The following is a 13,265-nucleotide window of genomic DNA, read 5'->3' as shown; positions in this document are numbered from 1 at the left end:
TGCCGGCCAATATGGACTAGGGGGTAGCATAGGAAAAATGAATAGCGTTGATGTCTTTCATTGATTCTCCTGATTCATCCCACCGCTGATGGTCGGCCTATTCGCGAATTGCCGGCGAGGAGGAGGCCAGATCGGTTTCGATGAAAATGCAGGATCTGTCGGCGGTCTGCAGCACCGTGTCGGCGACGCTTCCGTATGACAGGCTGCCACTGGCTCTTTTGCTTACGCCGAGCACGATCAGATTATATCCGCCGCTGCGCGCATGCCGCAGGATCGAGAGCTCCGGCGAGGGTCCTTGCTGAACGACCTTTTCGATCTGCACGCCATAATAATCTGCAATGGCGCCGACCTTATTCAAAATATCCCGATGGTCGTTGCCTCGGTCGCTGATACGCGGAATAGCGCTGGCGCGGCGCGGCTCGACGATTAATAGCAGCGCGCAATGGGCGTTTGCCGCCTTTGCGATCGCGAGCCCGAATTCAGCAGCGCGGATGGAGCGCTCGGTGCCACTGACGGGAAGCAATATCCGCAGATCGCCCGGATGCTTCGGAAGCGGGCCGCGTGCCGTGATGATCGCCGGAGTTCCCTGGAACGCCGATGTCATGACCTGCAGCGACGGGCCAAAGCGGCCATCGTCTCCCATGGAGGGTTCGATGCCCGCCAGGAGAAGATCGTGGCCTGTATCCGAGACGTCTTCGAGTACGGTTTCGAGCTTGTCGCTCTTTTCTCGGATTGTCACATGGATATCGCCTTCGCCAGCCAGGTTCTGCTCCGGTGGCGCGGACGCAAGCAGATCGGTGGCGTATTGGCGCAGATCTTCGGCGATTGTCTTGGCGTGCGACGCTGGATGCAAGGCTCCCATAGCACCGGGCGCGTCTGGAGTTTCATCGGCTCCGCGTGCATCCATCACCGTGACGGGCATCTTGCGCGTCACCGCGAAGAAAGCGGCTATCCAGGTTGCCAGGCGGCTGCTTTGCGAACCGTCGACAGCCAGCAGGATGCGCTCAAAATTTCCGAGGAAGCTCTCGCTTTCGAACTGTTCGCGCTCCAGACGATTGCGCTCCTCCTCACGCAGCGGGAGGCGGGCAAGCGCCCACCGCAGCGTCGGCGGCATAGCCATCGTGGTGATGACGGCCATGGCGACGATGACGGAAAAGAGTTTTTCGTCCAGCACGCCGACCGACAGGCCTATGGTCGCGACGATCACCTCCGTCGATCCCCGTGCATTCATGCCGCAGCCGAGCGCCAGGGCCTCCGAGGCCGAATAGCCGCCGAACCTGGCGGCGGCAAAAGCGCCTCCGAACTTGCCGACGCTCGCTATGATCACGACAGCGGCCGTCAGCAGCAGGATGGAAGGGTCGGCAAGCACGGTGAGATCGGTCTGCAGACCGGTCAGTCCAAAAAAGACCGGCATGAACAGAGCCGTCGTCAAAGCCCGAAGCTGCACATCGATCTGACGTGTGAGAATGGGCGATTCTCCGACCAGAATGCCGGCAACGAAGGCGCCGAGCACCGTATGGACGCCGATGAGATTGGTGATGATAGCCATCGTACCCATGATTGCGATGATGGCGCTGAGCACGGGCAGGTCGCTGCGAAAATTGTCGTTGGTCCAGCGGATGATTTCGAAGACCGCCCGTCTACCGATCGTGAAGCTGACGGCCATGAAGGCCAATGTGCCGATGACGCTGGTCGCGAGCGTCGTGAGATCGACCGTGCCTTTTTCTGCAAGGCCGAACGTTATGGCGATGATGACCCATCCGACCGTATCGTCGATGATGGCGGAGGCGACGATCAGTTGGCCGATGTTCCGGCGCATGAAGTCCATCTCGCGAACCACGGAAGCGACGATCTTCACCGAGGAGATGGAAAGCGCAGTGCCCAGGAAGAGAGAGGTGACCAACCGCTTTTGAGGATCGGGAAGCAAGGCGTCGGGGATGAGCTCGCCCAAGGCAAATCCCGCAGCAAACGGAATGACGATACCGGTCAGCGAGACGCCGGCCGCGGATTTGCGCAGGCGTCTTGCAAGACCGAGATCAGTCTCCATGCCGGCAAGCAGCAGGAGAAAGAGAATGCCGAGCTGGCCGACCGCATCGGTCATGCTTTTCTGTGCGCCCTCCGAAGGAAAAAGGCTCGCCTGTGCATGCGGGAAGATCAGGCCAAAAAGGGAGGGACCGAGAATGATGCCGGCGATGATCTGGCCCATGATCGATGGCTGGCCGATGCGCACCATCAATTCGCCGAGCAGCCTGCCCGATACGACAAGCAGAATGATCTGGATCAGGAACAGCCCTTCCGAAGGGTGGCTGGCTTTCTGCCCCTCTGCTGCGAAGGCGGATTGCGCCATCGACAGCAACGGGGTGATGATGATGAGAATGATAAGGGCGTTTGACGAAAATGGTTTCGAAACGTTCTGGCGTGACGGCATGGACTGATCCCACTGAGCAGCAGGAAAACGCGCCAGAGCCTTTGCCGTTCCAGATCATCGCTGATCGCCGCCGTCGCAGGCTAATATCGCGCACTCGGCAGCGGGCATGGTCCGCCGCGCATCCGGCGGCGGAACATGGGCAAGCCGGAACGATCAGACCCGTTCCAGCGCAATGGCGATGCCCTGGCCGACGCCGATGCACATAGTGGAAAGCGAATAGCGCCCGCCGGTTTCCTTGAGCTCCAGGGCGGCCGTGCCGGTGATGCGCGCGCCCGACATGCCAAGCGGATGACCGAGCGCGATGGCGCCGCCATTACGGTTGACGCGCGCGTCGTCATCGGCAATGCCGAGTTCGCGTAATACCGCAAGTCCCTGCGAGGCGAAGGCTTCGTTCAATTCGATGACGTCGAACTGCTCTTGGCGCATGCCGAGGCGGGCCATGAGCTTGCGCGAAGCCGGTACGGGGCCGATGCCCATGATGCGCGGAGGGACACCGGCGGCCGCCCCGCCAAGGATGCGGGCAATCGGCGTGAGGCCATATTTTTTAGCTGCTGCTTCAGACGCAATGATGAGCGCGGCCGCGCCATCATTGACGCCGGAGGCGTTGCCGGCCGTCACTGTGCCGCCTTCCTTCTTGAAGGGCGTGCCAAGCTTGGCGAGCGCTTCCATCGAGGTTGCGCGCGGATGCTCGTCTTTGCCGACGATAACCGGATCGCCCTTGCGCTGCGGGATCATGACCGGCGTGATTTCCTTGGCAAGCCGGCCACTTTCCTGCGCTGCGGCAGCCTTTGCCTGCGAGCGAACGGCAAAGGCGTCCTGATCTTCGCGGCTGACCTTGTAATCTTCGGCGACGTTCTCACCGGTTTCCGGCATGGAGTCGACGCCATATTGCTTCTTCATCACGGGATTGATGAAGCGCCAGCCGATGGTGGTGTCGTAGATCTCGGCATTGCGCGAAAAGGCGCTTTCGGCCTTGGGAATGACGAAGGGCGCGCGCGACATGCTCTCAACGCCGCCGGCGATCATCAAATCAGCCTCGCCGGCGCGGATGGCGCGGGCAGCCGCGATGACGGCATCCATGCCCGAGCCGCAAAGCCGGTTGATCGTCGTGCCGGGCACCGAAATCGGCAGGCCGGCCAGCAGGCTTGCCATGCGCGCGACGTTGCGATTGTCCTCGCCCGCCTGGTTGGCGCATCCATAGATCACGTCGTCGATGGCTTCCCAATCGACCGAGCCGTTGCGCTCGATCAACGCCTTCAGCGGCACCGCACCGAGATCATCGGCACGAACCGAGGAGAGCGATCCGCCGAAGCGGCCGATCGGCGTGCGGATATAGTCACAGATGAAGGCTTCGGTCATGGTCTTCTCCCAACGGCATGTTGCGTAAAAGCGGCTTGCGAAATATTATAAGCTTAAAGCATCGCGCGCGAGTCTGAAAGATCGCAACAGGCTTCAGAGCTTCGGCACGACGAGGTCGGCAACGGGACGGTCTATGTGGAGCGGCGCGCCGGTCATCGCCTGCAGCTCGTCCATCGTCATGGCGGCAAGCTTTTCACGGACGACGAAACCTTGCTTGCCAATGTCGATGACCGCATGGCTCGTATAGATGCGCGTGATGCAGCCGACGCCGGTCAGAGGGAAGGTGCAGGCCTCCACCAGTTTCGGCTTACCGTCCTTCGTCACATGTTCGGTGATGACGAAAACCTGCTTGGCGCCATGAACCAGGTCCATTGCCCCGCCGACGGCGGGCACGCCCTTCGAGCCGACGCGCCAGTTGGCGAGGTCGCCATTTTGCGCCACCTGATAGGCGCCAAGGATCGCGACATCCAGATGGCCGCCGCGCACCATGGCGAAACTATCGGCGTGATGGAAGAAGGAGGCGCCGGGCTTCAGCGTGACGGCCTTCTTGCCGGCGTTGATCAGATCCCAATCTTCCTCGCCTTCCGCCGGCGGCTCGCCGAAATTCAGGATGCCGTTTTCGGTGTGGAAGATCGCCTGCCGGCCCGGAGGCTGGTAGCGGGCGACCATTTCCGGAAAACCGATGCCGAGGTTAACATAGGCGCCATCTTCGATATCCTGAGCTGCGCGCCAGGCGATCTGTGCGTTGGAGAGCTTGATGTCTTCGCGTGTGTCGATGGTCATACGTAGGCCACTCCGGCTCGAATGAGATTTTCTTCCTGCTGCGGATCGGCGACCTCAACGACGCCGTTGACGAAGATGCCCGGGGTAACAATATGTTCGGGATCGAGCTCGCCGGCGGCAACGATTTTCGAGACCTGTGCAATCGTCCTGGCGGCTGCCATGCACATCAGCGGATTAAAGTTGCGGCCAGCCTTGTTGTAGATGAGATTGCCCTGCACATCGCCGACTGCAGCTTTGACGATGGCGAAATCGGCCTTGAGCCAGCGCTCCTGAACATAGTGGCGACCGTCGAATTCTGCGATGACCTTGCCGTTGGCAAGCTCGGTGCCATAGGCGGTCGGGGTGTAAAAGGCCGGAATGCCGGCGCCGCCGGCGCGAATGCGTTCTGCAAGAGTTCCCTGAGGCACCAGCTCCAGCTCGATTTCGCCGGCCAGATAGCGGTCCGTGAAGGCGCGTGGATCGGATGAGCGCGGAAACGAGCAGATCATCTTCCTGACCATGCCCGCGTCGATCATCGCAGCGATGCCGATATGCCCGTTGCCGGCATTGTTGTTGATGACGGTCAGGTTCTTCGAGCCTTTGTCGATCAGCGCATGGATGAGTTCGATCGGCGCGCCGGAACCACCAAAGCCGCCGATCATGACGGTCGCACCATCGCCGATGTCCGAGACGGCGGCTGCTGTGCTCGCGATTGTCTTATCCATGCGGAAACTCCCACTTGCCATGCGGGCGGACCATGACGCCCGTCCTCTTCCTTTCGAATAGATCAGCATGGGCTGGACGGCAATCGATTTGTGCGATATTTGACATTTGTTCGTATATCGCACAAAATGGGGCCGAAATTGAGGATCTGAAATGCGCGAAACGGATTTCGTCAGCGGCTTTGCCAAGGGATTGAAAGTTATCGAAGCCTTCGGCGAGACGCGGCAGCGTCTGACGATTGCCGAGGCATCGAAGCTGACCGGCCTCGATCGCGCCACGGTGCGCCGTTCGCTGCTGACGCTCTCCGAACTCGGCTACGCCGTCTATGATGGCAAGTTCTTCACGCTGACGCCGAAGATCCTCAGGCTCGGTCATGCCTATCTGGCGGCGACGCCGCTACCGACCATCATCCAGCCGCATCTCGATCAGCTTGCGGAGCGCGCCGGGCAGAATGCCTCCGCCTCAGTGCTCGACGGCACGGAGGTCGTCTATATCGCTCGCGCCTCGCAGCGCCGGGTGATGTCGATCAACCTGACGCCCGGGAGCCGGCTTCCGGCCTTCTGCGCCTCGATGGGCCGCGTCCTGCTGGCAGCGCTGCCGGAAGGCGAGGCGCGCTCCGTGCTTGGGCGAACCGACCTCAAGGCAAACACGCCGAACACCAAGACAGACCCGGAGGAATTGATGGCGGAGTTCCGCCGGGTGAGGGAGCAGGGCTATGCCGTCATCGACCAGGAATTGGAAATCGGCCTTTGCTCAATTGCCGTGCCGGTCGAAAACGACCGCGGCCAGACCGTGGCGGCGATCAATATCGGCGCACCGGCTGCCTATGTCGCGGCCTCCGACATGGCGGAGCGGTTTCTGCCGCTGCTGAAGGAGACGCAGAAGGCGCTGCGGTTGGTGTTGCCGTAACCATCACATTCCCAGCCTCTCCCGCTCCTCGATCCGCCAGGCGCGCGGGGTCTGTCCCGTCTGCTTGACGAAGAAGCGGGAGAAATAGGCGGGGTCGGCAAAGCCGAGGCGATAGCTGATTTCCTGGACGGTGGCGAAGGTGAAGACCAGTTCGCGCTTGGCTTCGTCCAGCAGCTTGCGCGTGATCAGCTCGTGCGCGCCGTGCCCGGTTTTGCTGCGAACAATGCGGCTGAGATGGGCTGGCGAGATGCCGAGATTTTTGGCGTAGAAGGCGGCTGGCTTATGTGAACGGAAGTGGCGCTGAATGAGGCCCTGCAACATCTCCATGCGGCGCTCGCTCTCGTCGCCCGGCGTCGATCCTTCTTCAGCCTTTTGGGCTATGCGCGCCATCAGCAGTAAGGCCGAGGTCAGATAGGCATCGAGCAAGTCGTTGCGGCCGTTGCGATGGCTGGCAAATTCCTCCCCCAGGCGTTTTAGCGTCTTGGCGACATACGCCGCGTCTTCGTTTTGAGTGTCGAGCAAAGTCAGATGCGGCTCGGCAAGCCATGCGCCCAGTCGGCTGCGATCGCCCGGGGATGCCTTCAGATGCGAGATCAACACCGTGATGACGAAACCGTCTATATCCCGCGAAAAGCGGAAGCCGTGATTGAGCCGTGGCGGAACTGTAATCACGGCGGGCGGCGTAAAAGCATGCGCAACGCCGTCAAAGATGGCGTCGCCGGAACCGGCATCGATGTACAAGATTTGAAAGAAGCTCTCGTGCCGGTGCGCACGGATTTCCCAGTGGTGAAGGCTGCTGCGGGAGGGAATTGTCTCGCAATGCAGCCAAAAATCCGGCTTTCGGCCGGTATTTTCGCCATAGAGTTCATAGGTCGGCACAGTCTTTGTCATGGCCCATCTCCCTCGCCGTGTTCGATTTGTGCAATTTCATGACCGAAATGTCCATTGCGGACTCGCCTCGCGCTGAAGAGACTTGAAGCAAGATAGACGCATGGGAGGAGACGATGCGCACTCAAGTCGCCATTATCGGTTCCGGGCCGTCCGGCCTGCTGCTCGGCCAGTTGCTGACGGAGGCCGGTATCGACAACGTCATTCTCGATCGCGTCGGCAAGGATTACATTCTCGGCCGCGTGCGCGCCGGCGTTCTTGAAGAAGGCACCGTCCGGTTGCTGGATCAGGCGAAGGCAAGCGAACGTTTGCATGCCGAGGGCTTGCCGCATGATGGTTTCTCGCTCGCCTTCGACGGCCGCGATCATCGCATCGACCTTCACGGCCTCACCGGGGGCAAGCGGGTCGTCATTTACGGTCAGACGGAGATGACCCGCGACCTGATGGCCCGCCGCGAGGAAAGCGGCGCTCCAACCATCTATAGCGCCGCCAACGTCCAGCCGCATGGCTTCGATGGCGATACGCCCCATCTGACCTACGAGAAGGACGGCATTTCGCATCGCATCGATTGCGATTTCATTGCCGGCTGCGACGGCTTCCATGGCGTCAGCCGCAAATCGGTTCCGCAAAAGGCGATCCGCAATTTCGAGAAGGTCTATCCCTTCGGCTGGCTCGGCGTGCTGGCGGAGGTGGCGCCCGTCAATCACGAGCTGATCTATGCCAACCATCCCCGTGGCTTCGCTCTATGCTCCATGCGATCGATGACACGCAGTCGCTATTACATTCAGTGTTCGCTCGACGAGAAGGTCGAGGACTGGAGCGACGATCGCTTCTGGGATGAATTGCGCCGCCGCCTGCCGGCCCATCATGCCGAGGCGCTGACCACCGCGCCGTCCTTCGAGAAATCGATCGCGCCGCTGCGCTCCTTCGTGGCCGAGCCCATGCGTTTCGGCCGCCTTTTCCTCGTCGGCGATGCCGCCCATATCGTGCCACCGACCGGTGCCAAGGGGCTCAATCTGGCGGCAAGCGACGTGTATTACCTGTTTTCGGGCCTCGCCGAGCATTATCAGGATCGCTCGAATGCCGGATTGGAGGCCTATTCCCATCGGGCGCTCGCCCGGGTCTGGAAGGCGGTGCGCTTCTCCTGGTGGATGACGACGATGATGCATCGTTTTCCCGAGACAAATGATTTCGATCAGAAGATCCAGGAAGCCGAGCTCGATTATCTCACCCATTCGCGCGCAGCCTCGACGGCGCTCGCTGAGAATTATGTGGGCCTGCCGTTCTGAAGCGGGTCAATCGCCTATGGATAGGTAAGCCCCTCATCCGTCCTCTCCCAGTTTCGCTTCGCTCAACTGTTCGAGTCCACCTTCTCCCCGCACGCGGGGCGAAGGGGTTTGGCACTGTCGCCCCCTCTCCCCGTCAAAACGGGGAGAGGGCTGAGGTGAGGGGCATTTTCAGTTTTCTAAGCCGCCTCAAAACTTCTTGGCGACCTCGCTTGCTGCTTCCCGGATCGTCTGCATCAGGATGGACAGGGGCAGGCTTGGAATGGCGTCGGTGCGCATGGTCAAACCCACAGGTCCCTTCGTCTCGCTGGTATCGATCGGCAGAAGCGCCAGCAATCCGTCATCGACATCGCCGGCAACGACGCCGGCCGAGATGATCCAGATGGCGTCGCTGGAGCGCACGAAGGCGCGGCCGAAGGAGTCGGACACGGTTTCGATCTGGTTGGGCAATCCGCCGGCGCCGTTGGCTATCAGAAAGCTCTCGACGAAAGGTCGGATGATCGAGCCGCGCGTCGGCATCAGGACCGTATAGAGGTTGAGATCGGAAAACAGCGATTGCCTGTCGGATAGCAGCGGATGGCCGGCCCGGACGGCGAAGACGACCTGTTCGGAATAGAGATGCTCGAAGGAAAAACCGGTCATCTTGTCGGGGCTTGCCAATCGGCCGACGACCAGATCGAGATCGCCGACGCGCAATTGCTCCAGAAGCACGGCATTCTCGCCTGTCACGATCTTGATGCGGCTCCAGGTCTCCTCTTTGAGAAACAGGTCCATCGCCCGCGGCATGATCCGCGTCGAGACCGTCGGCAGCGCGCCGACGCGGATCGGTGGCGCTTCACCGGAACGCTCCTGCGAGACGGAATCCAGCCCCTGCCTGAGGGCGGTGAGTGCCGCGCCGGCATGGCGGAGAAAGACTTCGCCGTAGCGGGTGATGCGGATGCCGCGCCCATCGCGCTCGAAGACGGCGACCCCAAGCGCTTCTTCCAGTTCGCGGATCGTTTTCGTCACTGCCGGCTGGCTGATATTCAGCAGTCCGGCTGCCTTGATCACGCTTTTCTGACGCGCAACCTCGACAAAGGTCTGCAGATGGCGGAACTTGATGCGCGCGTCGAGCATGCTCATTCATAACCTTGGAGTTATCGTAGGGCAAAGAAATATCATTTTACCTAACCAGATTATACATCCAATCTCATGGTCGAGGAGATTTCCAGTGCAGTTTGCCCGCATCAACGACGTCACGATCCACTATCAGATTATTGGCGGCCCCGCCGACAAGCCGGTTCTTGTCTTTGTCAATTCGCTCGGCACCGATTTCCGGATCTGGCGGGATGTGATCGTGCGGCTCGCCGGCGATTTCGCCATCGTTCTTTACGACAAGCGCGGCCATGGTCTCTCCGATCTCGGCCAGATGCCCTATTCCATCGAGGATCATGCGACCGATCTTGCCGGCCTGCTCGATTTCCTTTCAGTCAAGAATGCCATTATCTGCGGCCTGTCGGTTGGTGGGCTGATTGCGCAGTCGCTCTATCAGCGGCGTCCGGATCTGGTGAGAGCGCTGATCCTCTGCGATACCGCTGCGAAGATCGGCACGGCCGACAGCTGGAATGCCCGCATCGAGCAGGTCGAGGCACATGGCATTGAATCCATCGTCGATTCCATCATGGAGCGCTGGTTCACGCCGGCCTTCCGTCGTCCGGAAAACATCGCCTTCGCCGGCTATTGCAACATGCTGATCCGCCAGCCGGTCGCCGGTTACGCCGCCACTTGTGCTGCCCTTCGCGATGCCGATTTGACCGAAGCCGCGGCCAAGATCGCCGTGCCCACCATTTGCATCGTCGGCGATCAGGACGGCTCGACCCCGCCGGAACTGGTACTGTCGACGGCCAAGCTCATTCCGAATGCGCGCTATGAAGTCATCAAGGACGCCGGCCATATTCCCTGCGTCGAACAACCCGAGGCGTTGACCGAAGTCATCCGTGCCTTCATCGATGTCGTCCTGCGTGGAGAACAAGCCTGATGAATGACCCTACCGCGCCGTCCGAGCGCTATCTGCAGGGCATGGCGACACGCCGTGCCGTGCTCGGCGATGATCATGTCGATCGCGCCCAGCAAGCTGTGACGGAGTTCGACCAGCCTTTCCAGGAGCTGATCACCGAGGCGGCTTGGGGGCACGTCTGGTCGCGCCCGACGCTCAGCCGGCGCGAGCGCTCCATTGTGACGATCGCGCTTCTGGCCGCACTCGGTCAGGATGATGAGGTGGCCATGCACGTGCGCGCCACGCGTAACACCGGCGCGACGCGCGAGGACATCTGCGAGGCGCTTCTGCATGTGGCGATCTATGCCGGCGTGCCGGCAGCAAACCATGCGATCAAGATCGCCAAGCAGGTTTTCGAACAGATGGACGCCGAACGGGCGGCATGAAACGAGGCAGACATGTCCGATAGAAGCAACAGCAAGCCCGAAACGGGCGCCTTTTTCGCCCGGGACCGCGCCTGGCATCCGCCGGCATTTTCGCCCGGCTACAAGACCTCCGTACTGCGCTCGCCGCAGCGCGCATTGCTCTCGCTCGACGGCACGATCTCGGAGATCACCGGACCGGTCTTCGGCCATTCGATATTGAACGAGCTCGACAACGATCTGATCCATAATTTCGCCAAGCCCGGCGAAAGCGCCATCGGTGAACGGATCATCGTGCATGGCCGTGTGCTCGACGAACGCGGCCGGCCGGTGCCGGGCGTGCTGCTCGAATTCTGGCAGGCCAATGCCGGTGGGCGTTATCGCCACAAGAAGGAAACCTATCTCGCCGCCATCGACCCGAATTTTGGCGGCTGCGGCCGCGCCATCACCGATGATGAGGGCCGCTACGCTTTCCGCACCATTCGCCCCGGCGCCTATCCATGGCCGAACGGCGTCAATGACTGGCGCCCGGCCCATATCCACTTCTCCGTCTTCGGTCATGGCTTTGCGCAACGGCTGATCACGCAAATGTATTTCGAGGGCGACCCGATGATCTGGAAATGTCCGATCGTCGGCACGATCCCTGACAAACAGGCGATCGAGCAGCTGATTGCGCCGCTCGACTGGGGTAATACGATCCCGATGGATGCCCGCGCCTATAAATTCGATATCGTGCTGCGCGGTCGCCGTTCGACCCTGTTCGAAAACCGGCTGGAGGGCAATTGATGGTACAGGATCTCGGTTACCTCAAGGAAACGCCGTCGCAGACGGCAGGGCCTTACGTCCATATCGGCCTGACGCCGAATTACAGCGAAATCGGCGGCGTCTACGAAACGGACCTCGGCTCCGTCATGGTCAATGACAAGACGCTTGGTGAGCGCATCACGGTGACGGGCAGGGTTCTCGATGGCGCTGGAGCGCCGGTCAAGGATGCCGTCCTCGAAATCTGGCAGGCGGACAGCGCCGGATTGTACAATAGCCCATCGGAGCTGCGCGGCACGGCCGATCCGAATTTCACCGGCTGGGGCCGCTGCCCGACCAATTCCACCGATGGCGTTTTCCGCTTCGAAACCATCAAGCCCGGCCGTGTTCCCTTCAAGGACGGCCGCAAGATGGCGCCGCATATCACCGTCTGGATCGTTGCGCGCGGGATCAATATCGGCCTGCACACGCGGATGTATTTTCCGGAAGAGGTTGCAGCCAATGCTGAAGATCCCTTGCTGGCGCGCATCGAGCATCGGGATCGCCTCGCGACGCTGATTGCCGCGAAGGAAGGCTCCGTCTACACCTTCGATGTCCATTTGCAGGGCGACAAGGAAACGGTTTTCCTCGATATATAGGCCATGAGCGTTTCTCCCTTCGATCACCCGTTCCTGTCCGGCCTCCTCGGTGACGAGGAGATTGCGGCCTATTTCTCGGCCCAGGCCGATATTCGTTCCATGCTGGCCTTCGAAGCGGCACTTGCCGAGGTCGAGGCGCAGCATGGGTTGATCCCGCAAGCGGCGGCTGGGCGGATCGTGGAGGTTTGCACGGATTTCGAGCCTGACCTGCCCAGCCTGAAGACGGCAACGGCATCGGATGGCGTCGTCGTGCCGGATCTTGTTCGGCAACTGCGCAAGGCGGTCGGCGAGGATGCAGGCAAACATGTCCACTTCGGCGCCACCAGCCAGGATGTCATCGACACCAGCTTGATGATGCGTCTGAAGGCGGTCGCCTTTATCCTGAGCGGCCGCCTCTTTGCCGTATCGTCCGCGCTCGCCAAGTTGGATGAGCGTTTCGGATCGAACAGGCTCATGGGCCACACCAGAATGCAGGCGGCGATCGCGATCACCGTCGCCGATCGGTTGCAAGCATGGCGTCATCCGCTCGATCAATATCGCGATCGGCTGACGCAGCAGAGTTTCCCACTGCAGTTCGGTGGGGCGGCGGGTACGCTGGAAAAATTCGGGCCGCAGGCGGTGGAAATCAGGAGTTCGCTGGCACAAGCGCTTGGCCTGACGGACGAGCCGCAATGGCAAAGCCAGAGAGGGCGCATTGCTGAGCTTGCCGGGCTCTTATCGATGATCTCGGGCAGCCTCGGCAAGATCGGCCAGGATGTTGCCCTTCTGGCGCAGGCGGGCGACGAGATCGAGCTTGCCGGCGGCGGCGGCTCCTCGGCTATGCCGCACAAGCAGAACCCCGTCGCGGCCGAAACGCTGGTCACGCTTGCCCGCTTCAATGCGGTGCAGCTTTCGGGCATTCACCAGTCGCTCGTGCACGAGCAGGAGCGCTCCGGTGCCGCCTGGACATTGGAATGGCTGCTGTTGCCGCCTATGGTAGTGGCGACGGCAGCCTCATTGCGTCATGCGTTGCAGCTGGTCGGTTCGATCAAGCACTTGGGAACGGCAGCCGAGTAGGATATTCGTCGCCATTCATAACTGAAACGGTATGGAAGCAAGGTTTTATTTCATTTT

General features: G+C 61.0%; 13 protein-coding genes. 7 read left to right on the top strand and 6 right to left on the bottom strand.

Annotated features, from left to right (window positions below; genetic code table 11):
• Positions 1-97: 97 nt before the first annotated feature.
• From AC13QE_RS12935 to AC13QE_RS12920, 4 genes are all read right to left on the bottom strand, one after another.
• Positions 98-2,428, bottom strand: coding sequence for a cation:proton antiporter domain-containing protein (locus AC13QE_RS12935; RefSeq protein WP_488483969.1), 2,331 nt, complete (start codon positions 2,426-2,428; stop codon positions 98-100).
• 153 nt (positions 2,429-2,581) lie between these two features.
• Entirely contained in the window at positions 2,582-3,787 is a 1,206-nt protein-coding gene (gene pcaF / locus AC13QE_RS12930) for a 3-oxoadipyl-CoA thiolase (protein WP_488483968.1), read from the bottom strand.
• Between the two features lie 93 nt (positions 3,788-3,880).
• Positions 3,881-4,570, bottom strand: a complete 690-nt coding sequence (locus AC13QE_RS12925; RefSeq protein WP_183873910.1) for a CoA transferase subunit B — start codon at positions 4,568-4,570, stop codon at positions 3,881-3,883.
• On the bottom strand, positions 4,567-5,274 hold the full coding sequence (locus tag AC13QE_RS12920; RefSeq protein ID WP_488483967.1) for a 3-oxoacid CoA-transferase subunit A: 708 nt from the start codon (positions 5,272-5,274) through the stop codon (positions 4,567-4,569). The genes AC13QE_RS12925 and AC13QE_RS12920 overlap by 4 nt, the downstream gene beginning before the upstream one ends.
• 151 nt (positions 5,275-5,425) lie before the next feature.
• Between AC13QE_RS12920 and AC13QE_RS12915 the strand changes: the two genes are divergently transcribed.
• Entirely contained in the window at positions 5,426-6,181 is a 756-nt protein-coding gene (locus AC13QE_RS12915; protein ID WP_132719233.1) for an IclR family transcriptional regulator, read from the top strand.
• Between the two features lie 3 nt (positions 6,182-6,184).
• Here the strand turns inward: AC13QE_RS12915 and AC13QE_RS12910 are convergent, their stop codons facing one another.
• Positions 6,185-7,072 carry a helix-turn-helix domain-containing protein gene (locus AC13QE_RS12910; RefSeq protein ID WP_488483966.1) on the bottom strand — a complete coding sequence of 296 codons (888 nt, stop codon included), beginning with the start codon at positions 7,070-7,072 and terminating at the stop codon, positions 6,185-6,187.
• Positions 7,073-7,185: 113 nt separating this feature from the next.
• Here AC13QE_RS12910 and pobA point away from each other — a divergent pair, with 113 nt between their 5' ends.
• Positions 7,186-8,358, top strand: a complete 1,173-nt coding sequence (pobA, locus tag AC13QE_RS12905; protein WP_488483965.1) for a 4-hydroxybenzoate 3-monooxygenase — start codon at positions 7,186-7,188, stop codon at positions 8,356-8,358.
• 186 nt (positions 8,359-8,544) lie between these two features.
• On the opposite strand, the gene pcaQ is transcribed toward pobA, so the two are convergent.
• Entirely contained in the window at positions 8,545-9,471 is a 927-nt protein-coding gene (pcaQ, locus tag AC13QE_RS12900) for a pca operon transcription factor PcaQ (RefSeq protein WP_488484100.1), read from the bottom strand.
• Between the two features lie 94 nt (positions 9,472-9,565).
• Between pcaQ and pcaD the strand changes: the two genes are divergently transcribed.
• From pcaD to AC13QE_RS12875, 5 genes are read left to right on the top strand one after another with little or no spacing between them, the layout of a single operon-like run.
• The gene (pcaD, locus tag AC13QE_RS12895) at positions 9,566-10,372 is read left to right on the top strand and encodes a 3-oxoadipate enol-lactonase (protein ID WP_488483964.1); all 807 of its coding nucleotides are present in this window, start codon (positions 9,566-9,568) and stop codon (positions 10,370-10,372) included.
• Positions 10,372-10,776, top strand: a complete 405-nt coding sequence (gene pcaC, locus AC13QE_RS12890) for a 4-carboxymuconolactone decarboxylase (RefSeq protein WP_488483963.1) — start codon at positions 10,372-10,374, stop codon at positions 10,774-10,776. The genes pcaD and pcaC overlap by 1 nt, the downstream gene beginning before the upstream one ends.
• A gap of 12 nt (positions 10,777-10,788) precedes the next feature.
• Positions 10,789-11,538, top strand: coding sequence for a protocatechuate 3,4-dioxygenase subunit beta (gene pcaH / locus AC13QE_RS12885; RefSeq protein ID WP_132719242.1), 750 nt, complete (start codon positions 10,789-10,791; stop codon positions 11,536-11,538).
• Entirely contained in the window at positions 11,538-12,152 is a 615-nt protein-coding gene (gene pcaG, locus AC13QE_RS12880; RefSeq protein WP_488483962.1) for a protocatechuate 3,4-dioxygenase subunit alpha, read from the top strand. The genes pcaH and pcaG overlap by 1 nt, the downstream gene beginning before the upstream one ends.
• Before the next feature lie 3 nt (positions 12,153-12,155).
• The gene (locus AC13QE_RS12875; RefSeq protein ID WP_488483961.1) at positions 12,156-13,208 is read left to right on the top strand and encodes a 3-carboxy-cis,cis-muconate cycloisomerase; all 1,053 of its coding nucleotides are present in this window, start codon (positions 12,156-12,158) and stop codon (positions 13,206-13,208) included.
• Positions 13,209-13,265: the final 57 nt, after the last annotated feature.

The sequence above is a fragment of the Martinezella sp. CNPSo 3957 genome, assembly GCF_057784395.1.
The sequence above is the reverse complement of the archived record's forward strand: the minus strand, read 5'-3'. Positions and strand labels throughout refer to the sequence as shown.

What these genes read in the sequence shown, in the direction of transcription:
- AC13QE_RS12935 (WP_488483969.1), bottom strand. Translation starts at nt 2,428, where the DNA reads ATGCCGTCACGCCAGAACGTTTCGAAACCATTTTCGTCAAACGCCCTT.
- pcaF (WP_488483968.1), bottom strand. Translation starts at nt 3,787, where the DNA reads ATGACCGAAGCCTTCATCTGTGACTATATCCGCACGCCGATCGGCCGC.
- AC13QE_RS12925 (WP_183873910.1), bottom strand. Translation starts at nt 4,570, where the DNA reads ATGACCATCGACACACGCGAAGACATCAAGCTCTCCAACGCACAGATC.
- AC13QE_RS12920 (WP_488483967.1), bottom strand. Translation starts at nt 5,274, where the DNA reads ATGGATAAGACAATCGCGAGCACAGCAGCCGCCGTCTCGGACATCGGC.
- AC13QE_RS12915 (WP_132719233.1), top strand. Translation starts at nt 5,426, where the DNA reads ATGCGCGAAACGGATTTCGTCAGCGGCTTTGCCAAGGGATTGAAAGTT.
- AC13QE_RS12910 (WP_488483966.1), bottom strand. Translation starts at nt 7,072, where the DNA reads ATGACAAAGACTGTGCCGACCTATGAACTCTATGGCGAAAATACCGGC.
- pobA (WP_488483965.1), top strand. Translation starts at nt 7,186, where the DNA reads ATGCGCACTCAAGTCGCCATTATCGGTTCCGGGCCGTCCGGCCTGCTG.
- pcaQ (WP_488484100.1), bottom strand. Translation starts at nt 9,471, where the DNA reads ATGCTCGACGCGCGCATCAAGTTCCGCCATCTGCAGACCTTTGTCGAG.
- pcaC (WP_488483963.1), top strand. Translation starts at nt 10,372, where the DNA reads ATGAATGACCCTACCGCGCCGTCCGAGCGCTATCTGCAGGGCATGGCG.
- pcaH (WP_132719242.1), top strand. Translation starts at nt 10,789, where the DNA reads ATGTCCGATAGAAGCAACAGCAAGCCCGAAACGGGCGCCTTTTTCGCC.
- pcaG (WP_488483962.1), top strand. Translation starts at nt 11,538, where the DNA reads ATGGTACAGGATCTCGGTTACCTCAAGGAAACGCCGTCGCAGACGGCA.
- AC13QE_RS12875 (WP_488483961.1), top strand. Translation starts at nt 12,156, where the DNA reads ATGAGCGTTTCTCCCTTCGATCACCCGTTCCTGTCCGGCCTCCTCGGT.